This is a genomic window from Virgibacillus alimentarius (assembly GCF_000709085.1).
GTDB lineage: Bacteria > Bacillota > Bacilli > Bacillales > Amphibacillaceae > Virgibacillus_B > Virgibacillus_B alimentarius.
The window spans coordinates 1-24,076 of record NZ_JFBD01000003.1; the positions used below are offsets into that span (position 1 = coordinate 1).

At 35.1% G+C, this 24,076-nt stretch carries 26 protein-coding genes and 1 pseudogene; 10 read left to right on the forward strand and 17 right to left on the reverse strand.

Annotated features, from left to right (window positions below):
* Nucleotides 1–629, forward strand: a 629-nt coding sequence (locus GZ63_RS18015; protein ID WP_038220785.1) for a hypothetical protein, incomplete at its 5' end; no start/stop codon positions are given.
* Nucleotides 630–774: 145 nt separating this feature from the next.
* On the opposite strand, the gene GZ63_RS0100445 is transcribed toward GZ63_RS18015, so the two are convergent.
* The 10 genes and pseudogenes from GZ63_RS0100445 to GZ63_RS18780 all read right to left on the reverse strand — a co-directional run.
* Nucleotides 775–2,133: a DNA double-strand break repair nuclease NurA gene (locus tag GZ63_RS0100445; protein WP_029265799.1), complete on the reverse strand. Its 1,359-nt coding sequence runs from the start codon at nucleotides 2,131–2,133 to the stop codon at nucleotides 775–777.
* A complete protein-coding gene (locus GZ63_RS0100450; protein WP_038220786.1) occupies nucleotides 2,133–4,160 on the reverse strand; it encodes an ATP-binding protein in 2,028 nt (675 codons plus the stop codon). The genes GZ63_RS0100445 and GZ63_RS0100450 overlap by 1 nt, the downstream gene beginning before the upstream one ends.
* 20 nt (nucleotides 4,161–4,180) lie before the next feature.
* Nucleotides 4,181–5,158, reverse strand: a complete 978-nt coding sequence (locus GZ63_RS0100455) for a DNA-methyltransferase (RefSeq protein WP_029265803.1) — start codon at nucleotides 5,156–5,158, stop codon at nucleotides 4,181–4,183.
* 286 nt (nucleotides 5,159–5,444) lie between these two features.
* Nucleotides 5,445–6,467 (reverse strand): DNA (cytosine-5-)-methyltransferase, encoded by a 1,023-nt coding sequence (dcm, locus tag GZ63_RS0100460; RefSeq protein ID WP_198020891.1) that lies wholly within the window; start codon nucleotides 6,465–6,467, stop codon nucleotides 5,445–5,447.
* Between the two features lie 19 nt (nucleotides 6,468–6,486).
* Nucleotides 6,487–7,893: a protein NO VEIN domain-containing protein gene (locus tag GZ63_RS0100465; protein ID WP_029265806.1), complete on the reverse strand. Its 1,407-nt coding sequence runs from the start codon at nucleotides 7,891–7,893 to the stop codon at nucleotides 6,487–6,489.
* Complete coding sequence (locus GZ63_RS0100470) at nucleotides 7,868–8,959, reverse strand: DNA cytosine methyltransferase (RefSeq protein ID WP_226374282.1); 1,092 nt, start codon at nucleotides 8,957–8,959, stop codon at nucleotides 7,868–7,870. The genes GZ63_RS0100465 and GZ63_RS0100470 overlap by 26 nt, the downstream gene beginning before the upstream one ends.
* A gap of 105 nt (nucleotides 8,960–9,064) precedes the next feature.
* Nucleotides 9,065–10,024 carry a hypothetical protein gene (locus GZ63_RS0100475; RefSeq protein ID WP_029265811.1) on the reverse strand — a complete coding sequence of 320 codons (960 nt, stop codon included), beginning with the start codon at nucleotides 10,022–10,024 and terminating at the stop codon, nucleotides 9,065–9,067.
* 33 nt (nucleotides 10,025–10,057) lie between these two features.
* On the reverse strand, nucleotides 10,058–11,053 hold the full coding sequence (locus GZ63_RS0100480) for an ankyrin repeat domain-containing protein (RefSeq protein ID WP_029265813.1): 996 nt from the start codon (nucleotides 11,051–11,053) through the stop codon (nucleotides 10,058–10,060).
* A 14-nt stretch (nucleotides 11,054–11,067) separates the two neighbouring features.
* On the reverse strand, nucleotides 11,068–11,562 hold the full coding sequence (locus GZ63_RS0100485; protein ID WP_051681331.1) for an RDD family protein: 495 nt from the start codon (nucleotides 11,560–11,562) through the stop codon (nucleotides 11,068–11,070).
* 6 nt (nucleotides 11,563–11,568) lie between these two features.
* Nucleotides 11,569–11,631: pseudogene (locus GZ63_RS18780) on the reverse strand (zinc-ribbon domain-containing protein); the annotation flags it as partial.
* Between the two features lie 184 nt (nucleotides 11,632–11,815).
* Between GZ63_RS18780 and GZ63_RS0100490 the strand changes: the two are divergent.
* From GZ63_RS0100490 to radC, 5 genes are all read left to right on the forward strand, one after another.
* The gene (locus GZ63_RS0100490) at nucleotides 11,816–12,178 is read left to right on the forward strand and encodes a helix-turn-helix domain-containing protein (protein ID WP_029265816.1); all 363 of its coding nucleotides are present in this window, start codon (nucleotides 11,816–11,818) and stop codon (nucleotides 12,176–12,178) included.
* Nucleotides 12,179–12,443: 265 nt separating this feature from the next.
* Nucleotides 12,444–12,644, forward strand: a complete 201-nt coding sequence (locus tag GZ63_RS0100495; RefSeq protein ID WP_029265818.1) for a hypothetical protein — start codon at nucleotides 12,444–12,446, stop codon at nucleotides 12,642–12,644.
* A 51-nt stretch (nucleotides 12,645–12,695) separates the two neighbouring features.
* Complete coding sequence (locus GZ63_RS0100500) at nucleotides 12,696–13,199, forward strand: hypothetical protein (RefSeq protein ID WP_029265820.1); 504 nt, start codon at nucleotides 12,696–12,698, stop codon at nucleotides 13,197–13,199.
* A 31-nt stretch (nucleotides 13,200–13,230) separates the two neighbouring features.
* Nucleotides 13,231–13,971, forward strand: coding sequence for a hypothetical protein (locus GZ63_RS16230; RefSeq protein ID WP_051681332.1), 741 nt, complete (start codon nucleotides 13,231–13,233; stop codon nucleotides 13,969–13,971).
* 235 nt (nucleotides 13,972–14,206) lie between these two features.
* Complete coding sequence (radC, locus tag GZ63_RS0100510) at nucleotides 14,207–14,815, forward strand: RadC family protein (protein WP_226374283.1); 609 nt, start codon at nucleotides 14,207–14,209, stop codon at nucleotides 14,813–14,815.
* A 293-nt stretch (nucleotides 14,816–15,108) separates the two neighbouring features.
* On the opposite strand, the gene rlmH (GZ63_RS0100515) is transcribed toward radC, so the two are convergent.
* The 3 genes from rlmH (GZ63_RS0100515) to GZ63_RS0100525 all read right to left on the reverse strand — a co-directional run bounded on the left by rlmH (GZ63_RS0100515) (nucleotide 15,109) and on the right by GZ63_RS0100525 (nucleotide 16,993).
* The gene (rlmH, locus tag GZ63_RS0100515; RefSeq protein ID WP_029265826.1) at nucleotides 15,109–15,588 is read right to left on the reverse strand and encodes a 23S rRNA (pseudouridine(1915)-N(3))-methyltransferase RlmH; all 480 of its coding nucleotides are present in this window, start codon (nucleotides 15,586–15,588) and stop codon (nucleotides 15,109–15,111) included.
* A gap of 41 nt (nucleotides 15,589–15,629) precedes the next feature.
* Nucleotides 15,630–16,547, reverse strand: a complete 918-nt coding sequence (locus GZ63_RS0100520; RefSeq protein ID WP_198020892.1) for a hypothetical protein — start codon at nucleotides 16,545–16,547, stop codon at nucleotides 15,630–15,632.
* A 263-nt stretch (nucleotides 16,548–16,810) separates the two neighbouring features.
* On the reverse strand, nucleotides 16,811–16,993 hold the full coding sequence (locus GZ63_RS0100525) for a hypothetical protein (protein ID WP_029265830.1): 183 nt from the start codon (nucleotides 16,991–16,993) through the stop codon (nucleotides 16,811–16,813).
* Between the two features lie 122 nt (nucleotides 16,994–17,115).
* On the opposite strand from GZ63_RS0100525, the gene GZ63_RS17010 reads away from it, so the two are divergent.
* Both GZ63_RS17010 and GZ63_RS0100535 read left to right on the forward strand, forming a co-directional pair.
* Complete coding sequence (locus tag GZ63_RS17010) at nucleotides 17,116–17,715, forward strand: helix-turn-helix domain-containing protein (RefSeq protein WP_051681334.1); 600 nt, start codon at nucleotides 17,116–17,118, stop codon at nucleotides 17,713–17,715.
* Nucleotides 17,708–19,423, forward strand: a complete 1,716-nt coding sequence (locus GZ63_RS0100535) for a recombinase family protein (protein ID WP_038220788.1) — start codon at nucleotides 17,708–17,710, stop codon at nucleotides 19,421–19,423. The genes GZ63_RS17010 and GZ63_RS0100535 overlap by 8 nt, the downstream gene beginning before the upstream one ends.
* On the opposite strand, the gene rlmH (GZ63_RS0100540) is transcribed toward GZ63_RS0100535, so the two are convergent.
* Complete coding sequence (rlmH, locus tag GZ63_RS0100540) at nucleotides 19,361–19,846, reverse strand: 23S rRNA (pseudouridine(1915)-N(3))-methyltransferase RlmH (RefSeq protein WP_029265835.1); 486 nt, start codon at nucleotides 19,844–19,846, stop codon at nucleotides 19,361–19,363. The two genes, GZ63_RS0100535 and rlmH (GZ63_RS0100540), sit on opposite strands and share 63 nt — an antisense overlap.
* Nucleotides 19,847–20,023: 177 nt before the next feature.
* Here rlmH (GZ63_RS0100540) and GZ63_RS0100545 point away from each other — a divergent pair, with 177 nt between their 5' ends.
* Nucleotides 20,024–20,383, forward strand: a complete 360-nt coding sequence (locus GZ63_RS0100545) for a Lin0512 family protein (RefSeq protein WP_029265837.1) — start codon at nucleotides 20,024–20,026, stop codon at nucleotides 20,381–20,383.
* A 114-nt stretch (nucleotides 20,384–20,497) separates the two neighbouring features.
* Here the strand turns inward: GZ63_RS0100545 and GZ63_RS0100550 are convergent, their stop codons facing one another.
* Nucleotides 20,498–20,992: a DinB family protein gene (locus GZ63_RS0100550; protein ID WP_226374284.1), complete on the reverse strand. Its 495-nt coding sequence runs from the start codon at nucleotides 20,990–20,992 to the stop codon at nucleotides 20,498–20,500.
* Between the two features lie 162 nt (nucleotides 20,993–21,154).
* On the opposite strand from GZ63_RS0100550, the gene GZ63_RS0100555 reads away from it, so the two are divergent.
* Entirely contained in the window at nucleotides 21,155–21,721 is a 567-nt protein-coding gene (locus GZ63_RS0100555; protein ID WP_029265841.1) for a GNAT family N-acetyltransferase, read from the forward strand.
* Between the two features lie 70 nt (nucleotides 21,722–21,791).
* Here the strand turns inward: GZ63_RS0100555 and GZ63_RS0100560 are convergent, their stop codons facing one another.
* Nucleotides 21,792–22,088, reverse strand: coding sequence for a 4a-hydroxytetrahydrobiopterin dehydratase (locus GZ63_RS0100560; protein WP_029265843.1), 297 nt, complete (start codon nucleotides 22,086–22,088; stop codon nucleotides 21,792–21,794).
* A gap of 181 nt (nucleotides 22,089–22,269) precedes the next feature.
* Nucleotides 22,270–23,985 (reverse strand): ABC transporter ATP-binding protein, encoded by a 1,716-nt coding sequence (locus GZ63_RS0100565; protein WP_029265844.1) that lies wholly within the window; start codon nucleotides 23,983–23,985, stop codon nucleotides 22,270–22,272.
* Between the last annotated feature and the right edge of the window lie 91 nt (nucleotides 23,986–24,076).

Below are 24,076 nucleotides of genomic sequence, written 5' to 3' on the forward strand. Positions count from 1 at the left end.
TAAGGGAGCTTGGATTAAGTGAATATACAGAAGAAACTATAAATAAATATCAAGTTCTTCATCCAATAGGTAACTCATTTGAAGGAAAAGGAATTATAGAAGATGGAAGTGAGCATGAGTTAATTGCCGTATCCAGAGAAGAATCTTTTAACATTTTTAAAACACAGGATGATTTTTTACTTTTTACTGATGCTAAAAAAGCAATTATAGAACATGGAATAAAACGCTTGACAGATGGTACTTATAACCATGGTGAAGGAAATATTTTTAAAACAGAAAAGTTAACAATAAATTTAAGTTCCCTGAAAGAAGAAATACAAGATGGTGCTTTAGGTAGAATTCGTGGTGGTTGGTGGAGAGGACTTCAAATTGCAGATGTTGAAGTAGCTTATTTAGGCGGAGGGACAGTGACAGAAAGTTATTACTGGAACACATATGAGGAAAGTGAAGGGATAATCTCCGCATTAAGACTAGATATTCCTAATTTAATGGATGATGAAAATGAGGTCTTAAAGGTTCTACTAACAAAAGAGGGAAATTTGGTTGTATACAAGGATATTCCCACCGAAAGACACCTTCTTGAAGTTGCAACCACTATATTTAACTTAGCAAAGAATCACCTTGAATAATAATATAATCAAGAGGGAGAGTACTAATACCCTCCCTCTTAATTAATTTATGATACTTTTTAAATATAAAGAAAATGATAAACCTTAGATAACCTTGTTAAAGGTACCAGTTTCATAACAAGGATGCTAAGATCCCCTCAAAAATTTATATATTTGACTTCGCAAATTTCTCTAATATTGTTGAACTAGGATGGTCAGCTAAAGATATCAATTTATTTACTAAAGCTACTGGTAATAAAGCATCATCATACATATCACACTTCAATTTTTCAATATTTGTTAATATAATATCTATATTCCTGTAATCTTCTTTCTTCGGGTTTAATATAACTTTAGCGTCTTTAGTTGGAAGAGTTGCAACGTAAATTCGCTCATTATTATCTTTATAGATTACTTTTCCACTATAATAGGATGTCGAAGCATACGGATTCTCGGGATCAGCCTTACCTGGCAATATATACTTATAAATATAATTATTATCTAAGAGTAAGGCCTCTCCTTTTTTTAATTTATTCTTTATCTTATCTGCATGTTCTACAAACGAACCTGATTTTTCTAACCCAATTAAGAACAAATTTCTCTTATCTATAAGGTAGTTTATCATTTCTCTCATTAATTTATGCATATTAGCTGTTTGTCCAAAAAATGCTAGAGGGCCATCTTTTATAAACATCGTTTCGTTCAATAACGATGATTTCGTCTGTAGCATTAATTTTATTATATGAATAATAAAAATTTGTTCCATTAGAGTAACCACATACCCTAAAATACCACCTGCACCAAGCTCTTCATCAATAGCTTCATGTAATCTAAAAACATCAGTTAAATATATTTCACCTTTACACTCAGGACAGTTGAATATACCATCTGAACTCATTTCTTTGAAGCTTAAGTTTATGGCTCGTTTTTCACAGTTTATATTTGGGCAACTACCCAGCTGATAAGAAAGATCAGTATCACTTCTTTCTTTTCCTTTATACTCCTTATAAATAAACCACTTTAATGTATCGATAAAATAGTTACTTTCATCAGGTTTATTCATAAAAACATCGTATACTGTTTTTCTAACGGACTTAGTAAGTGATGTTTCTCCATCTAACGAAATTCCTTTAATGGGTATTACAAACTTTAATCTTTCTATTTGTCGTAATGACTCCATGTCTTCTTCATCAATAAATGATAATTCATGAATCTCGTCTAGATCACTTACTTTAAAAAAGGATGCTCCCAGTTGAAAAAAAGCAATTTTAGATGAAGGAAAGTCGTTCCTAACTGAAATTTCCCTGTAACTTCCATCAAACGCAATTACTCTCTGAATCTCACGGGAATCAAGTTGGTTTATTTCAAAGGTGTTAAAGTGGTTTGCATCTATTTCTTCAGTTGTTTTTGGTAAATCGCAATTACTTAAGAAGTACTGTACATCACTGTCTTTTATTACATAGGAGTGCGAAGATTTACTTGCTTTCTCAATAGGTCGCCTCCCTCTTTTTGATACATAGGCCATTATTCATCCCCCTGAGCAGAAAACTTATCAATTTGAACTGGTACCACAAATGAATTTGAATATGTTTTCATTCTGACAAACCCTTTATCATTGGAAGAACTAAATTTTATGAGACTAGAAGTAAAGTCTGCAAAATCATAGTATTTTCTTAATTCTTTTGTCTCATCCTCATTATTCAGGTGCGCTATAAACCAATTTTGAGTATTTTTTAATATATTTGAACTAATAGAGCTAACTTCTTGCGTAGCATAAATTAAACCTAAATTTAATTTCGCACCTTCTTTGGCTATTCTATTATATATTTGGCTTAAATCCTTATCCTCTTTTTTAGGGAACAGATTATGAGCTTCTTCAAAGTAAAACTGAACAAAATTATTAGGTTTTGTACCAATAAACCTAGACATTGCATCATCAAATATTCTTTTACATATTTGTTCAGAATAAAGCGCTTGTATTTCCGGATCTCCTTGGGACAAGTCCACAATAACAATTTTTCCAGATCTCAAATGCTCTAAAATATCTTCCTCAAATGGATTATTAGTAGAACGGGTGTGTAATTTAATCAGTGGAGTAAGTTTTTTATAACCACTTACAGTTGGGTTAGCTCCTGGTTGTTTTTTCATTGTAAGGAATACTAATAATGCTTTTAATTCTTCATCCGCCCACTCTTTACCTTTATTGTTTTTTGGATATTGGGATGTGTAATTCATATCCTTATAATTTTCCCAAAGTTGCTCAAACCAGTTTGAAGCATCTTCTAATGAAACCCCTTTTGATGGGTCGATATTTATTTTGTCATTAAGTTCATCAATTCCTTTAAATTTAACTCTTAATGCTTTAGTTGGGAAACCAGCCTTGAATAAACAACATAAATATGCTGCTTTCTTTCTATCATACCTAGTTTTCACACTATAATCATGATCATAATCCTCAGGTTTTTCTAAACTAACCACTCGAAAGGCATTTACATAATCAGAACTTTCCCCTATATTTTTAAAATGCTTTTCAATTAGATTAAACCCTGCAGATAACTGTTCATAAAAATTAACCTTCATAACTTTAAATCCTGGTTCTTCTTTTTCAATAACACTATAACGAATTACATCATTTTTATAAAGTTCAAAAATTGCTGTCCCTTCGTCCTGAAGATTTGCATTAGCATACTCACCATTAATATCAAAGATAATTTGACCTACAGGATACTTCGTAGTCCCATCATCGTTAAAATTATTTAAAACGAATTTTGCGTCAACTTCATTCCGTTTTTGCTTTTGAATAATCTCTTCAAGAGTATGATTCGCTAGGTTACTCATTTCTACCGTTTGTTGTATGACTTTTTTCACGGTATTAGATTTACCTGTTCTTGTCATACCGAATAAAGCTGTCCGTTTACCTAAAAAATCTGTTGGTAATATAGATACAGGAACTTCCTCGTCCTTCTCCTGAAACCTTTTAGTAGAACTATACCTTACCTGTCCTATCTTTTTATATATTTCTTCGTTTATTATACCTTCATCATTTCCATTAACTATAAAATCTAATGCTTTACCTTTTGGCTTAAACACGCTATAGTTATGAGCACTATAAAAGTTCTCCACATCTGCACCAAATAATACATTCCCATTGCTTTCTTTATAAAAACTTCCTAAAATTCTACACTCTAACCCCGAAAAACTAAATTCATATCTAGTAAAGTCGTCAAGTTCATTGCCACTTCCACTTGTATTAATATTATCCTTATAGTATTCAATCATAGAACTAACTATTTCATTATCTGTTGGTAGTTTTGTGGTTTGAATAGCGCGCAGTAATAAAGCTTCTGACACACCATCTTCATTATCATAATATGCTAAGAGAAATGAACCTTGTGGAACTCCTCCCACACGGTGTTTTTTGGAATCACTAATCAATATAAACGCTTTGTCGTAATCTATATAAAAAGGACGTCCAACGAAATTTTCTTTACGATTACCTTCCAAAAATAAATCTATCTGGGCTTCATTTTTGATTCGATCGGTTAATTTCATATATTTTCCTCCTCAAATAATTACAATTTTGATAATGTGGTTTCTAATTTCGGGTCTTCAAACCTTATCATGGACTGATTTCCGTACTCTTCAATAGCTTCTGTGGCTATCCATTCCCTCTCTAGTTTTTCCGCTATAAAACCAGTAGTATTGCTTCCTGCAAATGGGTCAAAAACTAAATCCCCTTTATCTGTTAAAAATTCAACAAAAAATTGAACTAATTCTAAAGGCATTCTAGCTGGATGAGGTGTTATTCCTCTCTCTCTACAAGTCTTCAAAAAAAAGTCAGATGACTTGGTATTAGAAATACTAAATACATTTTCAGGTACTCTTCTCTCTCTTGTTTCATCAATTTGCTCAATTTCTAGTACATTAGGCATAATACTTCCGCCGTTATTCTTCAGGAAGCTTTTCTCTCCAATATTATGTTCGGAGGGCCTCTTACCAGAATTATATTCTTGCTTTTCTAGTAACCTTTTCATACTCGCACTATAAGGACGGAGTACTTTACCATTATCTGCTTTTGGAGTATCACTCTTTGACATCCACCAGACATGAGTATAACTGTCTATTGTTCTAATTCTATTCACTGTAACCCACTGTGCTGGGCTGGGTAATCTTGAAGGGTTATAGCATATAAATTCTTGGCATAAATTAAGGTTTGCCTTTTCATTCTTTAAAAATCCAAGAAGGGATTCTAAATGAAGTGTGGAATATATTGGCCTTTCCGCTTCCCATGAATTTCCCATTTCAATCACAATGGATCCATCATCTGTTAACAATTTACTAAATGCCTCTGATAAATTACTAAACCACTCTCTATATTCTTCCCCTTTTAGGTTTCCATATTTTTTCTTTTTGTTAAGAGGGAATGGTGGCGAAGTTATTAGAAGTTGTACTCTTCCGTGGAATTTCCTTCCCTCTTCTGAGTTAATGAAATCTTCCACTCTATCTAAATAATATTTCCCCAGTGATGTTTCATAAAATAAGTTTGTCATTTTACTATCTCCTTATAAATAAAAACGCTTAATTCCTTAGTTCCTAGTATAACACTTCAAATCCATTACGTTTATTAATTTTCTTGAACCAAATTAATAGTCTAATCAGTTGTTCTTCATCAGGTACATAACCTTAGAATCGGAAAAATATTAAAAATATTAAGAGGGATTTTTATTTTTATACATTATTCACAATATTTTCATATTGAAAAGCCTTAACATTAGACAACTATAAAGAAGTTGGAAATCTAACATTAAGGCTCTTTGCAGAGTAAAACGAGATATACTATAAAGCACCTGCTACCTCGTAATTAAGTATATCTTTATTTTTACTTTCGAGTGCTACAGCAAGATTCTTAGCTATATTCCACATTAGGACTGGAGGAATAGCATTCCCTAAAGCCCTATATTGCGTTCCTTCCGCTCTAACTAGTTTAAATGAATCAGGAAATGATTGAATTCTAGCCACTTCTCGTGGAGTAAATCTTCGATAACGATTATTTATTTTCAATACCGGATCAGTACTGTTAAGACTTACTTTTGCAAGGTGTGCCCCAACAGTATTACATGGTTTGTTAACGTCCTGAGCTCTACCTTTATTCATGTCTTTTTTAGCTTTAAGCATCCCCTGTACTGCTCTATCGCTAAAATAGTATTTCTCATTTATTTCACTCTCAGGAAAAATAACTTCCTTGAGAGGTACATGAGGTTGTCCAAACAAACCATCATCATCAGCATGAGTAAAGAAAGGAAATTCAAAGTCAGCTTCAATATCAGCCCTAATTCCAACAATAAATACTCTATATCTATTTTGAGGAACTCCGAAATCAGCAGCATTTAGAACACAATGTTTTACCTTATAACCACATTGTTCAAATTCCCTTAGTATTAAAGGAAAGGCTTCTCCTTTGTTCGCTGATAATATCCCCTTTACGTTTTCTGCAATAAATGCTTTAGGTTGCCACTTCTTAATAGTCCTTACCATTTCAAAAAATAGTTTACCTTCATCATTCTTAATCCCTAACCGTTTTGGATTTTGAGCGACAATAGAGAAGGATACACACGGAAATCCCCCAACCAATATATCATGTTGTGGAATATCCTCCTCTGATACTTCCCTAATATCACGTACATCTGCATCAATATCAAAATTAGCATTAAATATTTCGGCTATTTTAGGATCATATTCATTTGCATATACATGTTTAAACGGTAATTCATCATACTTCTTTCCTAAGAATTCAAATCCACCTTTAATTCCTATATCTCCCCCTCCACATCCAGAAAACAGGGAAGCAACTTTAAACATACACATCATTCCTATCTATTTACAGTATTAGTTCTATCTCTTCACCACATTTGTTAGGATTAAAATTTATATCCATGCCGTTACGAGGAGAAGCCGATAAATTGCCACGCTTATATTCACCGACGGGATCTTGTATTACAAAAAGTTTTGTGGCTTGCTTAGTCACCATAAGTCTATATACAAAGTATCGATCCTCATGACTTTCCGCAGCTGTCCACTCATTTGGTGTTAAGTGAAACTTTAAAAAATTTACTGGAGTAGAGCTTGCTGTTGTTTTTACCTCAATATGTTTGTGCCTTTCATCAACCTCACGAGAGTTTATATCATAACCAACTGCATACATTGCAGGAATTAACCTTATTAAATACTCAAGATCGGGACGCCCTTCAATAGATATCCTCTTTTTTTCATGATTAAGGATTAAACTTTCCCCAACTGAACCAATTCCTCCAGTAGTAGACAAGGCACCCTCAGCAATCAACTTATCTAAATCTATCAAATCCTTGACTTTATAGTACTCTTCAGAGGTATCCGTCATTAATGCGATTATATCTGTATCGAAAAAGCTATCTTCACGCTCAGTATTAAAATAATCTATCCATTTTGCTTCCAGTTTCTTAACATCTCTAAGTAGAATATTTTCTGGTGCCGGCAGATCCGTATAGTAGTCAAATAAATCGTCGGTTGGATTTATGAACCTTTGAATAGCGATGTCTTCAACATGGTTAATGTAATATCTTCCATCAGGCCGTCTAACAAGCAGATTGGCTTGAGTCATATAATCAAGTATATCACCGGCATAACGAACTACATCACCAGTCCAATCGTACTCGACGTCATCCTTCCTGTTATTTACTATGAGTGCCCATGTATCTTCAACAGACCTTCCATCTCTTGTTACCCGTAAATCATTGAATATGCAATGGGTAGCTTCAGCTTTCTTAATTCCAGCTCTAACTCCATCCTGTTTTTCAGCATAATCCATCATTTGAAGGATATATAAAGCAGGTCGAAAATCAATTCTATTCTGCAAGAACTCAAGGTTCATATGTGGCTTTAAGAAACCACCAGGATATTGAAAGTGGTAGCAAAAAAGCTTAAAAAACTTAACAAGATCTTGATTTGACGCTAACTCTACAGCTCTTCTACTAGGTTTTAGTTCATAACCATCCGCTTCAACAAAGCAGAACAAGGCATCTATTTCTGTTCTCCAGTTATTTATTGTTTTCTCTTTCTTATGAAGGTTACCTGGAAATCTCCTGATTGCCGCATTAAATTCACGAATAAATTCGTTTACTGGCTTTTGCCCTATTCTTGTTACCTCATTTGCAATAAAAACTAACACATTTTCAATATCATTTTTAAAACGAGGTCTTGGATGATGTAATCTAAAAAAATACTTATCTGGTACATTGTACTCCGACATTATCTGCAAACACCTCTTTATTCAAAGATTGAAGCAACTTTTCTCCAATAGATTTAGCAAGTAACGGTGGAACAGCATTTCCAACCTGTCTATATTGTTCAGTCCTATTCCCATAAAAAATAAAGTCGTCTGGGAATGATTGAAATCGAGCATTTTCTCTAACAGTTGGAACTCTGTTAGCTTTATAATGAAAATGATGGCGGTGTCCAGTGTCTATTGTTAGAGTAGGTCTCTTGCTATGATATCTAGTCCAAGCAACATTAAATTTCCTTGATTCTCTATATTCTTCAGGTAGATCCTTATAATTCCCTCCCTCTGGCACTAAACTGATTATCTTCTTAGTTTGTTCAGTATGATTTGTTGCAAGATGATTAAATACTGATTGGGAATTGGTTCTACAGTATTTCTGATAATCATTTTGTGGGGGAGTTATATAATCCTGTCTCTCTTCCCCCAGTTCGTCCATAAGAAGTGGTAAATCACTTGTGGCTTGTTCTGAAGTAATCCAATCATTTTCAAAAAGTATTTTTTGTTCTGGGAAAGAAAACTTCTCTCCACTTTTTATTCCAACAAAGAAAACTCTTTTACGGGTTTGAGGAACGCCGTAGTCCGCCGAGTTCAATATTTGATAGTTAACGGTATAACCTAACTTTTCAAATTCACTCAGAATACTATCCTTTATTGTTCCTTTAAAAAGACTAACTAATCCAGGAACATTTTCAATTACAAAGGCTTTTGGTCGTATATCTCTTACTTTTTCTATAAAAGACAGATAAAGTCGATTTCTTGGGTCATGTAATTTCCTCGGCCCCGCAATTGACATCCCCTGACAGGGGGGGCCACCGACTATTACATCAATTGTTCTACCTTCAACTGCATCTAGTATTTCATTAGTAGAAATTTTTGTAATATCTCCACATATCCCTTTGCTGCCTTTATGATTTTCTTCAAAAGTTTTGATAGCTGCCTTGTCGTTATCTATGCCTAAAATTGTTTTGTATCCTGCTAAATTAAAACCATATGATAATCCACCACTACCACAAAATAGATCAATGATGTTATACACTCTAGTAATTCTCCTTTTAACTCTTTTAATATATCTACTATTGTACCAAAGAAACTAGTGTTTGTTCGATTAATTAATCCACCATAAAATAAAAAGAGCCCTTTCTCAATTAGAAAGGGAATTGAACTCAATAAAATCTTTCTCAATTTGGTTTTTATCTGGGTGTTCTTCATCTATAAAAATAGCAATATTTCCATTAAATATTACAGGTATCCCAACTCCATGAGGGTTTAGTATGCCCGTTTTTTTGGCTTCTTCTATGCTTTCTTTTGTTATTGTATCTTCATTCTTTGGATCAAAACCATAAAATTCAACCTCATGCTCAGAATTATTAACAACAACATTGTAAGCATATATTGCTCCGATAGTATCAGATATCATTCTATTTTTCACTTGTATATGATAGCCAACGTTTTCAAAATAATTAATGACTTCAGATATGTCAACAAGTTCATTATTATCCTTATCACGTTTCCTCTCGTTGATAATTGGTTCAGATTGTAATAACAAATCATCAATTGTCCAATCACTCATGTTTAAGTATGATTCCAAGTCGAATAAGCCAATTTGATTAATAACATTATCATCAACTACAAAGCTTAAAATAAAGTTTTCATCATACATATAATACGTACTATCCGTCTTCAAAACTTTACGATCAGCATAAGCATTAACAAGCTTATTTAATGTATCATTTATTGCTATTCCTGATTTTGTTTTTAAACCGGGAGCTTTTATTGCGTAACCAACAACTTTATCGTCTTTAATCAAGAAGTATTGTTGCTCATATACAATCTCTTTGAAGTTTGATGATTCCACTTTTCTTAGTTCGTCCTGACTGATAGGCTTACCTAATGCTTCTATTACTTTTGCAGACGAATCATTAATCCTTAAATCCTTTAATAAAAGTTCTTCTCCTAAATTGGCAGAATCGGTCTTTTCAACTTCATTACTAATCTCCCAATCTAGGCTATTTTCCTCCTCAGTGCTGGCTGTAGAAATTTCCTCATTACTGCATCCAACTATTACTAATAACAACAATCCGATTATAATGTTCTTTTTCATGACAACACATCACTTTTATTTATATTTATAAAATCATTTCGCACCAAAGCTTTTCAGCAACTCAACAACACTATCTAATTTTCTATCTACTGCAACGTCTAATGCTGAACTTCCATTTACAAATACCGTGTTTGAATTTGCACCATTCATTAATAATAGACCAGCTAACTCATATATAACGTCTTCAGTTTTAGCTTCTCCTTCTGGAAAAACATCAAAAGCCGCTTCTAAAGGTGAATAATTGGTCGCTGAACTTGTTAAGTTTGGATCAGCACCTGCTTCAAGCAACATCTCTGCTATCTCAAGACGCGCATCTCTAATAGCAACAATTAATGGTCTTGTCCCTTTAATATCTACATTTACATTTACACCATTATTAATTAATCGCTCCACCATATCAATTTCATTGTCTGGAATAGCAAGATATAATAGTTCCTCATTAGATAATTCTACCGAAGAATTTTCCTTTGACGTATCACCATGTCCTTCTGCAACTTGTTCCTTATCTTTCACATTATCCTCAGAGACTGTATTTCCGTTATCAGATTCTGTATCATTAATTTTTGGTGAATCGCTTTTTTTATTATCTTGTTGATAAGAATTGTCCGCCACCATGTCTAACCCACTAACATCTGGGCTTATATATCCTTTCAATTCTTGTCGATGTGTTAAATACATTTCTAACGCATCCCTTAAAGCATATACATCTTCACGTTGGTTCGCTTCATAGGAGTCTTTAGCATCCAATATGATGTTTACCACAAGATCATATATATTTGATTCTTTAGTTGTTTTGTCATCACTTTTGTACTTTAATATATATTCTTCGAACGATTGCACATCTTTTTCATTTAGCTCGTAACCATGTTCAAAGTAATGATTTATTGTCCCAAATATCTTTTCTGAATCATCTTTGAACTGATCACCCAAGATACTTGTTGTATACGATGTATGACTGTTATTCGATAACAATACAGCTATGGACAATGTAGAGATGGCTATTACTATAAACAATATAAATCTAGTCATTATCCTCACTCCTGTTATCTAGTATTTTTTATTTGAACAACACATCCACTAGCCATATCATGTAGTGCTTGTTTCTTCTCTGTTACCGCAACCATCAGATATCCGATCAGCATTGTTAGATTAGATAAAAGATGAAAATAGTAACGAGCTGTAGCTCTTAGAAAAGAAATCCTGTCACCGTTTTTATCACATACAATAATATTCATGGCTGTTTTTCCTATTGTTCCTTGCCATGTAGAACTATCAAGTAATGCATAATACATCCATGCCAAGAAGAGTCCAATTAAGCCATATGCCCTTTCATCTATAGGCAAAAATAATACTATGGCAACGATGAATATAATCCAAAGTATGCAGTCTATTATAGTAGCTGACACTCGTTGCCAAAAGCCTGCATACATTGTATCAGGTTGTTCATTTTGTTCTTGGATTTCTAGTCTGTTTCTTTTATATGTAGTTGGATAATTATCCTCTTGTGTGGCAGACATTTCATCATATATTTCAGACACTAGTGATCCACACTTAAAGCAAAATTTTGCTTCTTTATTAAGTTTGTATCCGCATTCTGAACAGTAAATGTTTCATTCCCCCTTTGATTTAGAATTAACACACTAAATGGATGTCTAATATGTAATATCGGTGCAAAAGTACTGTTTTTTAAGTTTAATAGTACTCATAACCAAAATTCCATATTGTTTTTTCTAATTTGTGTATCTGTTTGTTAATGAATCACTTCTCTACTCTAAAAGAGAGGTGATTAATATGCCTGATTTGAAGAAAATAATCGGTGAACGAATTCGTTCAATAAGAAAAGCTAAAGGTTTCACTCAAGAAACTCTTGCTGAAAAAGCAGATATTCATTATTCATATATTGGCGGTATTGAACGTGGTGACAGGAACATATCTGTTGAAACGTTATCGAAAATCATAAACGCATTGGAAATACTTCCAGTGGAACTGTTTCAGTTCACCACAATTGATGATGAAAATGAAATTTTGTCAAAACGAATAGCTATAGAAAGCTTAAACTCTAGTTTATTAACCCATAGTGTTGATGAGATTAAATTAATACATAGAATAACTGAAGACATATTTAACACAATGGACAAGAATAAAGAAGATTAGTCTTCATACTTATATGGCCTGTGACTTTGAAAGTCACAGGCCTATTTTTTTTGTTCAGATTACTTAAAAACCTTTACAACTAAAAAATATCAACATTTTTTCTCTCCACCACCATTCAATATGAACAAAGGGGGTATACCACCGTTTCATGCCCCACCCCATTTTATAAGTCGTTATTTATCCACCGAGATAGATAACGGCTTTTTTTATTTACAGAGACGACAGGCGCGGTGAGAGGAGCGCATTCTTGAAAGGAGGCATTAAGATGAATGATTCATTAGTACGTATCCTTGTTAGTGCAAAAGAGATGAACAAGTGGGTTCCAGTAGATTACTTGATCAAATACGACATACGTAATGTGGATCTTTTAGATTTAGAAGATCAAGGTTTACTACTGGTTAATCGAAGTAAGACAAATGGACTCATGCTGAAGTTAACACTAAAAGGTTATCACTACTTTAGTTAGTCGTCCTAAAGCTTTTAGCAACTACTTATCAATTAATAGGAGGAATCATTTATGAGAAACAATTTTGAAGACACAAATGAAATGTTGAACGGAAAAAGCATTTCTATTCCAGAGGTTCAATCAATCTATCAATCACTGATTGAGCAATATGAAGGTTTATCAGTCGAAATAGTAGATTCAGTTGAGGGTAATGACTACGTCAGACTCTCTCATCTACTAGCTAGAAGAAGGAAGTTACAAACAGCATTGGATGATATTAAATCCCTACATGAGGATGAGCTAATCACACAGCGATCAACTAAAGAACGAATTGCAAATGTATTAAAGACAAGCGCAGAAATGACTGAATCAAAAGGTGAAGATGCTTTGATAAAAATTACCGACAGCTTAGAGAAAGTAAACCATTCAGCACATAGCATTGCATCTAAAACACTAGATCTCTCAACTAAGACAATAAGTAAGGGGAATCAGCTTAATCATAGCGTAGGTAAGTTTCTTGTAGATAAGACATCAAAGGGTTTATCAAAACTTGCAGATGTATTCGATAAACAATGATCTTTATCCATTGAAAGGAGGTGAATACCAAATGAGGACAGATGAACATGCAAACAACATCGTACCATTTTCAAGTAATGCTGAGTTAAATCCATCATCATTACCAAATATCGTCTTATCATCAGATGCATCCAAACAACGGATTGAAGAACTACAAAAGTTTGTTCAGGAAGTGATGGTTAAAGGAATTGATTATGGTTTAGTTCACGGCTTTTCAAAACCTACTTTACTTAAGTCCGGTGCAGAAAAGCTATGTGATGTATTCGGCTTCTCGAAAACAGCAGAAGTCGTTAACCGTATCGAGCAATGGGAACCTGGAATATTCGCATACGAGGTAAAGACGACACTCATACGCAAAGATAATGGTGTTGTCGAGGCAGAAGGTTTAGGGTCTTGCAACAGTAAGGAATTATCATTCCAACAACAAGATCCTTATACAATCGTTAACACCATTTTGAAGATGGCGAAGAAACGTGCATTGATTGATGCAGTATTATCTGCAACACGTTCAAGTGGATTGTTTACGCAGGACATCGAGGACTTTCCTAAGCAGTCAAACAATAAAGGAGGTGATGATCTAGCAACAAAAGCTCAGCTTCAAACGATATTCCGTATTGTCAACGAAATTGATATGCGGACAGATGTTGCAAAAGAAATGATGAAGATGACTTTCGGTGTTGAGCGTAGTACACAACTCACAAAGAAACAGGCATCCGATTTCATTCAAGACTTGCTGCATTTGAAAGAAGCATATGAGGAGGTGAGGGAGTAAATGAATTTACAGGAAAATAATCATCAATGAAAAGCTCATGGATTGCAGATGCAGTCGATGGCTTTTTTATTGCACAAAAAAGATGAGCTCATCCACCAATGAACTCATCTCCTATGGGACGCAAGTGTAATCTCTTAATTACATTGTATCTCATAACAGCTATTCACTCAATTGGGAGGGACGTATTTTGTCTCTCCTTTTTTAATTCAATCAAACAATAATGGAGGAATTTATAATGAACAATTCAATCGATAAAATTACTTTTAGAAATTTATTGGCGACAACTACTCGTGAAAAGGAAGATAGTTATGTAGTGAATGAACTATTCAGCCGCTACCCATCTATCCAAGAATTGTTGGATGTAACGGAAGAAGAGTTATTGCAAATCAAAGGTATTGGGAAAGTAAAAGCTAAGCAGATTATTGCTGCCCTACAACTTGCTCGCATGAACCCATGTCCAGTTGAACAACGATTTACGATTCGTTCACCTGAAGATGCGTATGACTATCTGAAGGATATGCAATACCTAAATCAAGAACATTTTGTAGTCCTTGGACTAAACACTAAAAATCAAATAATCTTTCGCGAAACAGTATTTGTTGGGTCATTAAATGCTAGCGTTGTCCATCCCCGGGAATGCTTTAAGCACTTAGTTCGTCGTAGTTGTGCAAGTGCTATCGTCGCCCATAATCATCCTAGTGGAGACGTTTCACCAAGCATGGAGGATATTAACGTTACAAAGCGCTTAGGTGAAGCTGGGAAAATGATGGGGATTGAGATTTTAGATCACTTAGTTATTGGTCATGAAAAATATGTGAGCTTAAAGGAAAAAGGATATCTATAAAACCATTATGAGAGTCAGTGATTTCGCTGACTCTCTTTTTCAAAATGACTTAATGGGCTGACATTTGAGATTATTGAATGTTTTTGGCTAAGTACCCACACCGAATAATGTAATAATGTTGATATGATAGTCTTTCAGCTTTAACCAATTATTTAACGTTTGTTGAGGATCAGGTTGAAAAAACAGTTCACTTTATATTAATCGGTCACAAGCCGAAATTGTAACATTGGAAGTTGAATTTTTTGCATAATAGCTATAAAAAATACCCAGATCCATCTAACAATTTTATTCATCTACTTATGGTATGGCTCATTTTTCTGTATTTTGAATGATCGGTATATTTGTTCCAACAAGATCAGCTTCATTAATTGATGTGGAAATGTCATTTTCGAGAACGACAGCTTTTGATCCGCACGATGTAACACCTCATCACTTAAACCATTTGAACCACCAATAACAAAAGATATTTGGCTCTTACCATGAATGCTAAGCTCATCCATTTCTTTTGCTAACTGTTCTGATGACCAATTTGCTCCTTTGATGTCCAGAACAATGACATATTGGTTGGGTTTTATTTTACTTAATATCCGCTCTCCCTCTTTTTGCTTTACTTGGAGTAACTCCTTCTCACTCATTTGCTCAGGTGCTTGCTCATCATTCACTTCATCCATCGTTAGTTTACAATATGGACGCAACCGCTTCTCAAATTCTGCGATTCCCTGTTTGATGTATTTTTCTTTGATTTTGCCTACACTTACAATTTGAATCTGCATTTTTCCACCTCAATTTGTAATCTTACTATTACATTAAGTTATTAGATCTCTATAGGTAAAGAGAAACTGGATTCTAAATCATATGGTATATCTGTTCTTTTCTTAGTCAACCATCCACATAGTTTAGGAAATTGTGACAAGGTATTTCCATCTACAATTGGATTTACTGTTCTTTTCTCTAAAGGAGTTGTTACACCCCAATTATGCACTAGAGATAAGGCGATAAACTTAAGTTTAAGTAGAGAAGAGTACTGTATCCACTCATTTAGATCGTCTTGGAATTTTTTCTGTAGATCTAGGCATGGATATTTAAAACCCTTTTCTCTTTTCAATCGTAGCTTTTCATTATCGCTCATCTTCATTACAGCTTCAATCATATTGTCCTCTTTGTTGATGATTTTCTTTATCTTTTTCCGTCCATCTATTTTATCAATGTCTACCATATTCATCCCTTGAAATACATCACTACGATCATTTAATAAAAACTCCCGGACGGATAAACGGTTGGCACGTTTTACCTTATTCGTCTTCTCTATACGTGTCAGTACATATCCTTCTATGCCCATCTCGTTTGCCTTGTCATACACCTTTACTTGTTGTCCATTTCGCTTTCCATAATAATAGGTTCGATGCTTCCCTTTATAATTTTGTAACTTAGATCTTTGACTAGGTACATATAAGCGTTTGGCTACTTCATTTGGACTGAATTGTGTTATATCTACCTTGTCATCCCACATCCCAACCTGTATATCGTCGACATCTCCTACGATAAATTTTAATATATCTACCAACTGAGATGGGGAAATGTTTTGACTAGATGGATTTATTTCGATTGTTGTATTAGGTAAATGAGCATAGACTTTTCCCCATTTTACCTTAAATAACTTATAGTTAAGCATATATTTATATCGTGTGCTTGTGTTTGCTGATTTATCAACATAAGAAGCACCTTTTACCATATTCCAAAAATCCGCTCTAACGATTTTGTCGGTATAGAACTTTATTCCGTCGTAGGGACACACTCCCTTCTTTGATGATGAACTCTTCAATATCTCATTTAACGGGTAACAGTGATCCATTACCTTGTTAAGTTTTGTCGTATCAAACATAATAACCACGTCATCAACACCTCCCGTATTTATATCCCTCCAACCATTGGTATAACTGGTATGAATCTACTTCTTATGATAGATAGCAAGAATAGTCATAGGGTGCATAATTTTTAATCAATTTCTTTATTATTAATTGAATCCAATGAATCTATGAACACATCAGCCAACCTTTGTGTAAATTGCTCTTTTTGCCTTTGTTGTTGTTTATAATACTCAGATATTTTAATTACCACTCTATCTGACTTCTTAGCTTTTAAAGATATCCAATCAGAATTACGCTTATTATCCATCATTAGATCAACCTCTCTTTTTTGTATATTATAAACCTTACAAAATATAATATTACATAAATAGTATTGTGTAAACAGTTGTATTTTAAAAACCTTACAATTATAATAATAATGAGGTGATGAAAATGAACTTTGCGGAATCTGTTAAGAACAATAGAACTAAATTAGGTTTAAGTTACAGAAAGCTTTCAGAGGAAACTGGAATATCACATAGTCACATTCGTGATATAGAAAATGGAAAGTATACCCCTTCCTTTGATAAGGCTATAAAGTTGGCCAATGCCTTGGACATTAATACTCAAGATGTAATAATCACTACATATCAAGCACAGTTTCGTGACCAAATATATGAACTGATTAAAACGTGCGATGAATACAAGGTGAGCATCCCCTATAAAGAATGGGTTAATTCCAACTTACCAATTCAACCAATTAGCGAAGATAGAACCAAACTACACGATATTGCTTTTAAAATAGCCGAACCACTCTATAGCGAGTCAAACAAACAAGTACTAAATAAAAAGTTGGAATTCATCGACTATATTTCAAATTCTCAGTTCAATACATTCACGTATGAAGATACCATTAGGCTTATGGAAATGATGCACAAAACATCCTTGATCCAAGGTATTCCCGTTGCTAAAAATCGGGTTAACGGATTTATGCAGAAATTAGAAGAAGAAAACGAAACAATAATGAATAATAGAGGTGACTTAAATGACTAATACCATTCCTGCCGCACTATACGCTCGTGTTAGTACCGAAGAACAGGCTACAGAAGGGTACAGTATTCAAGCACAAATTGAAGAAATCGAAGCATATGCAAAAAGAAACAATATGGAAATAGTTTCAAGGTATGTGGATGAAGGTGTAAGCGGAAAGAACATATCTGGCCGTCCTGAAATGAAAAGACTATTAAAGGAAATCAATAACAACCAATTCAATACTGTTATTGTATATAAGATTGATCGTATATCACGAAAATCTAAAGATGCTTTGGAAATTGCAGAGCGTTGTCAGCAGTCTAATATCAGTTTAATCAGTCTTATGGAGAATATGGATATAACAACACCCATGGGTAAAATGATGTTTCAAATCTCAAGTAACTTTGCGGAATACGAAAGAAACTCAATCATTGAACGCTTAAAAATGGGTATGAACCAAAGAGCTAAGCAAGGTTATTACAATGGTGGACGAGTTTTTGGATATGAAAGTGTTAACAAACTATTGGTAGTAAACGAAGAGGAAGCTCATGTTATACGCCTGATTTTTGATTATGCTGAACAAGATTTAGGCTATAAGGCAATAGTTTCCCGAATTAATGCTAAGGGATATAAAACAAAACGAGGATGCGATTTCTCAATCGGCACAATTAAAACGATACTGCATAATCCACTTTATATTGGGAAAATCCGCTTCAATATGTACGAAAATTGGTCAGAGAAACATCGGAAAGGCAAAAACAAAAATTACATCCTAGTTGATGGAAAACATGAAGCCATTATTGATGAAGAGCAATGGAATAAGGTGCATCAGATGCGCAAAAAACGTACTACAAGACCTGCACAATCCAACAAACCATATATATTAAATGGACTTATTAAATGCCCTAAATGTGGATACGGAATGGTTTCTGGATTATCTACAGGTTCAAAAGGTAAAAAGTACCGTTATTATGTATGTGGACTATTTCATAATAAAGGAAGTCGAGCATGCAGTGCCCATTCCATTCGTGCAGATCGAGCTGAACAGCAAGTGTTTGAAGAATTAAAACGAATTGTATCTGAACCATATGTATTAAAACGTATAATTGACGATGTTAATCAAAAACGTAGCCAAGCAATGACTCCAATAAATGATGAAATCAGAATATTAGAGTCTAAATTAAATAAAGTAGAAGTACGTATCAATAACATCACGGAACAATTAATGGATGATCCATCTCTAGTGTCTATTTTTAAACCGAAGCTAGCGGAACTGACAGAAGAGAAATCAAATCTCCAAAACAAGCTTGAAGTGTTGAATACCGAATTAGATGAGTGTGATACAACACCTATTGATACTCAAGCATTACATAACCTTTTAAGTGAATTTGAAAAGGTAATGAGGGATGCAAATCCTGAGAAACAAAAAGAACTTCTTCGTTTGATTATTAAGGATATACAAATAACCATGGAGGCAACGCAAGGGGTTGAAAGACTTATTGAAAGAATCAATTTACACTTTGACTTCACACTAGAGGGATTAAAGCATAATGCTTTAGATGTTGTGAATACAATTCATATTGAATTCGATGAACCAATAAAACCTTGGATGCTGGAAGAAAGGGCTAGTAAAATGTTGAGCGAATTTATGGATTCGCTTAATATTTTACCCTTGAAAGATGTACGGTTCCCCCCTCATAATCCGAAAAGCCCGGTACACCTGCTCTAGCAACACCAGCCTCATCAATTGATGCGGAAATGTCATTTTAGAAAAGGACAACGCAAGATCACTCCGCTTCTGCACCGCTTCGCTGATCCCGAGTGACCCGCCGATCACAAATACTATTTTGCTCTTTCCGTAGGTCGCAAGCCCGTCCAATTTCGATGCGAGTTGCTCAGAACTTAACATTTTCCCGTTTATTTCCAGGGTGATGACAAACGCATCTTGAGAAATATTAGACAAAATGCGTTCACCTTCTTTTCGCTTCACTTCCTGCATTTCTAATTCGCTCATCGTTTCCGGAGCTTTTTCGTCTGCTACTTCAATGATATTTACTTTGGCATAGGCACCAAGGCGTTTTAAATATTCTTTGATGCCTTCTTTTAGATATTTTTCTTTTAATTTTCCAACAGATACGATTGTTATTTTCAACGGCTAAACTCCCTTTTTTCGCATTCTCTCATTACTTCCTAGTTTACCAAAAATCTTTCATTTGCCATAATGTGTTTGATCCTATTTTCTCTTGGGAAAGGTATTTATATAGTGAAAATAAAGAAGAACTGGATATGCTTAACATATAACGGATGGAAAGGAGCGGTTCATATGAAAATGGAACAAGTTTTATTTATCCAAACAGGGATGGGCATTGATGTACATGGTCAGGATATTACAAAGGCTGCCAGAAGAGCGGTTGAGGATGCGATTTATAAAAATTCCATGCCTGGGATTGAGAAAAGTCTTCCAGAACAGCGTTTGGAGAATATGAAAGTGAATGTAAAGGTTGCTGTTCCGCTTGATCGAAATAAATTAGATGTTGATCACATTAAAGAAGTCATACCGTATGGTTCTGTTCATGTTGAGGTTACAGATGGCGGGATGGCAACAAGCAGCGGGATTATCTTGGATGATAAAGGGGATGAAAATGATTTAATGTATATGGTGAATGCGGCAGTTGAAGTTGGTTACTAAAAATATATTTCCCTTCTTTCGCCCTCCATGTTTAGGGAGGGCTTATTTGATGCTTCTATTAAAAGAGAGTCCATGCCTTTTCATACGCAGAAGTTAGAACCCCTTTCACCTTATTTACCTTACAAGTTCTTGCTTTACTTCTTCTATTTGTTTAAGATGCCTTTTTTCGTGATAACCGATAAAGGGGATCCACTGCTTCAAACTTAAATCGCCAAATGCCGGGTGTGGATACGTTCTTTGTTCTAAAATCTTCGCTTCTGCAGATTCAGCCAGCTTCGTTAAATCCGCTCTGGAAGCCGCTAGTTTTTCTTTCATTTCATTCAATGTTATAAATTCATTAGATGGCTGAGCAAATGATGGAGCCTCTGCTTTCGTAGAACGATCCACAGACATTTCGATCGGTTTCTTTGATACCTCTTTGTTTTCACCATTCTCGATTTGATCAGCAATCGAATGGGTAACGGCCTTTTCGATTAAATACAAATGCTCAAGTACCTGCATAATCGACCAGCGATCTTCTTCCACTTTCTTATTTAATACTTCATCGGATAAACCACTGACTGCATCCAATATTTCCTGACGTGCTTCGGTATTGATATCCAAGATCATTCACTCCATGAGATAAGATTTTTATATGTATCATTTTACCATATTCAAAAATATCTGGGCTAACATAAACGACAAGTGCATATGTTGAAACGAAAGATCCCCCTTAACTTCCTGATGGACCATGGTATAATTGTAAAAAGTAAGTACAAAGAGGTGTTTGCCATGTTTATCAAAGACGTTAATGAAGATATTTCCCTGAGAATACTATCGATTCGAGATGCAGAAGCACTGTTTCAAATAACCGATCAGTCACGGGAGCATTTGCGCCAGTGGCTTCCCTGGGTAGATGAAACGAAAACCGTTGAGGATTCACGCAGTTTTATTAAAAATTCGTTTCAGCTATATGCGGATGGAACCGGGCTTACAACTGGAATATTCTATCAAGAGGTGCTTGTGGGGGTTGCCGGTTTTAATAAGTATGATTGGAAAAATCGTATCGGGTATATTGGTTACTGGCTTGCGAGTGCATATCAAGGACATGGAATTATGACAAAAACGGTGCATACATTAGTCGATTATGCATTTCATGAACTGGAATTAAATCGGATTGACATTCGGGCTGCGAAAGAAAATAAGCGCAGTCGTTCGATTCCTGAGCGCTTAGGGTTTACAGAAGAAGGGGTAATAAGGCAAGGGGAATGGCTTTATGATCATTATGTAGACCATGTTATTTACGGCATGCTAAAAAGGGAATGGGCAAAAGTGGAACATCCTCCTACCGGGAAATAGGCTAGAGGGATGTTCAACATTTCCCGGGAAATATCGACATAATCTAACATCATTTCCCCATTATTCTCTTTTATTTTTCAGCCTGTTCATACAATGCATCAAAGTGCTTTACCATTTCAAAATCTACGTCTGTTAGTCCTTTTGCTTGCCAAGAGGAAATTTTTAGCGTGACCATTTTATAATCAATCGAGATAAATGGATGATGTTGTTTCGATTCCGCATATTCAGCAATTTGATCCACGAACCTTACTCCGGCCAAGTAATTTTTAAACCGGTATCTTCGCTCTATCCACTTTTCATCTACCCGTTTCCAATCTGGGACTTGTTCAAGTTCTTTCCTGATTTGGTCTTCACTTAAACGTTCCATTTTATCCTCCTTATTAACTACTTTGAACATTCTCCGGTCTTCCTTGTATTCCCTTTTACTATAAGTCAAAACCTATTCTAAAGCAAAATTCTGAATTTTTATGCACAACTTATCCACAGTTGTGGACAAATGAAATAAAAACAGAGTTCTGCCATATTGCAGAACTCCTAATCAAAACTTTTTATTGCATTTGTACGCGGTGCAGATGCGCAAATATCCCATTATGCTGGATCAGTTCATCATGTGTTCCGTCTTCCGTAATCCCATCCTTTGTAACGACCATGATTCGGTCAGCATTTTTAATCGTTGCGAGCCGGTGAGCAATGATTAAGGTTGTCCGGTCTTTCGCTAATTCATTTAATGCTTTTTGAATGATCATCTCCGTTTCCGTATCGAGTGCTGAAGTTGCTTCATCCAAAATTAAGATGGGTGGATTTTTTAGAAACATCCTTGCAATGGCAATCCGCTGTTTCTGACCGCCAGAAAGCTTCAATCCCCGCTCCCCGACTTGTGTTTCGTAACCATCTGGAAGTTCCTTAATAAATTCTTCCATATGTGCTTTACGTGCTGCACGTTCTATTTCCACGTCGGAAGCACTCAGGTCACCGTAAGCAATATTTTCGCGTAGTGTTCCCGTAAATAAGAATACATCTTGCTGGACGATTCCGATTTGATGCCGCAAAGATTCCTTTGTCATATCACGTATGTCCATTCCGTCTATGGTAATGCTTCCTTTATCTACATCATAGAATCTTGGAATGAGGGAGGAAATCGTTGTCTTTCCGGCACCTGATGGACCAACAAATGCGATGGTTTCTCCAGCATGAATATTAAAATTCATGGATGTTAAGACGGGGCTCTGCGTTTTTTCATAGCTGAATGTTACATTGTTAAACGAAATATCTCCTTTTAGCGACCCAACAGGCTTGGCATCTTTACGATTTTCTACTTCTGGTTCTACATCCAACAGATGAATAAATCGTTTAAAGCCTGCCATCCCTTTCGGATAGAGTTCAAGGAGAGCACTAATTTTTTCAATCGGTTTAAAGAGCACATTCATATATAAAACAAATGCGACTAATTCACCGTAGGATAGTTTATGATTAAAGCTCAGCCAAGCACCAATGACAAGCACAATTAAAATAACGAAGCGCATCAGCATATGGATATTAGCGGATACGAATGCCATGACCCGGTATGCGCCCAGTTTTGCCGTCCGAAAGCTGTAATTATCCTTCGTAAAACGCTCCATTTCAAATTGCTCGTTCGTAAACGATTGAACAACACGAACGCCAGCTACCGCATCCTCCACTCGAGCATTTACATCAGCAATATCAAAGTACATCTTCCGCCACGCGGCACTCATTTTTATATTACTGTATGCAATCAGACCGATTAAAATGGGAACGATGATCAAAATAATTAGTGCTAATTGAAAATTAACCGTAAACATGATCCAAAATGCGCCGATAAATGTCATCGCTGCGATAAAAAAGTCCTCCGGTCCGTGATGGGCTAGTTCCCCAATATCAAATAGATCATTGGTAATCCGGCTCATTATATGGCCTGTCTTTGTATTATCAAAAAAGCGAAAAGATTGACGCTGCACATGGTTAAATAATTCCTGCCGCATATCTGTCTCAATATTAATTCCTAACTTATGCCCCCAGTAAACCACCACGTATTGCAAAAATGTGCTGAGGATGTAAACGAAAAATAGTAGGATACTGACGGTCACGATTACATTCCAGTTGCCTCCAGGCAGTAAGTCATCAATAAACCACTGAACCGCCACTGGAAAAGCAAGCTCCAGCAATGCAACGATCACGGCAGAGGTAAAATCAATTATAAATAGGCGCCGATGCGGCTTGTAATAAGAGAAAAAGCGTCGAATCATTCCTACACTTCCTTTAGGTTAGATCGTCCTGTTTATTTTTTAGCGTACCAACAAGATTATATGGTTATTCCTCTCATTTAGCAATAAGAAA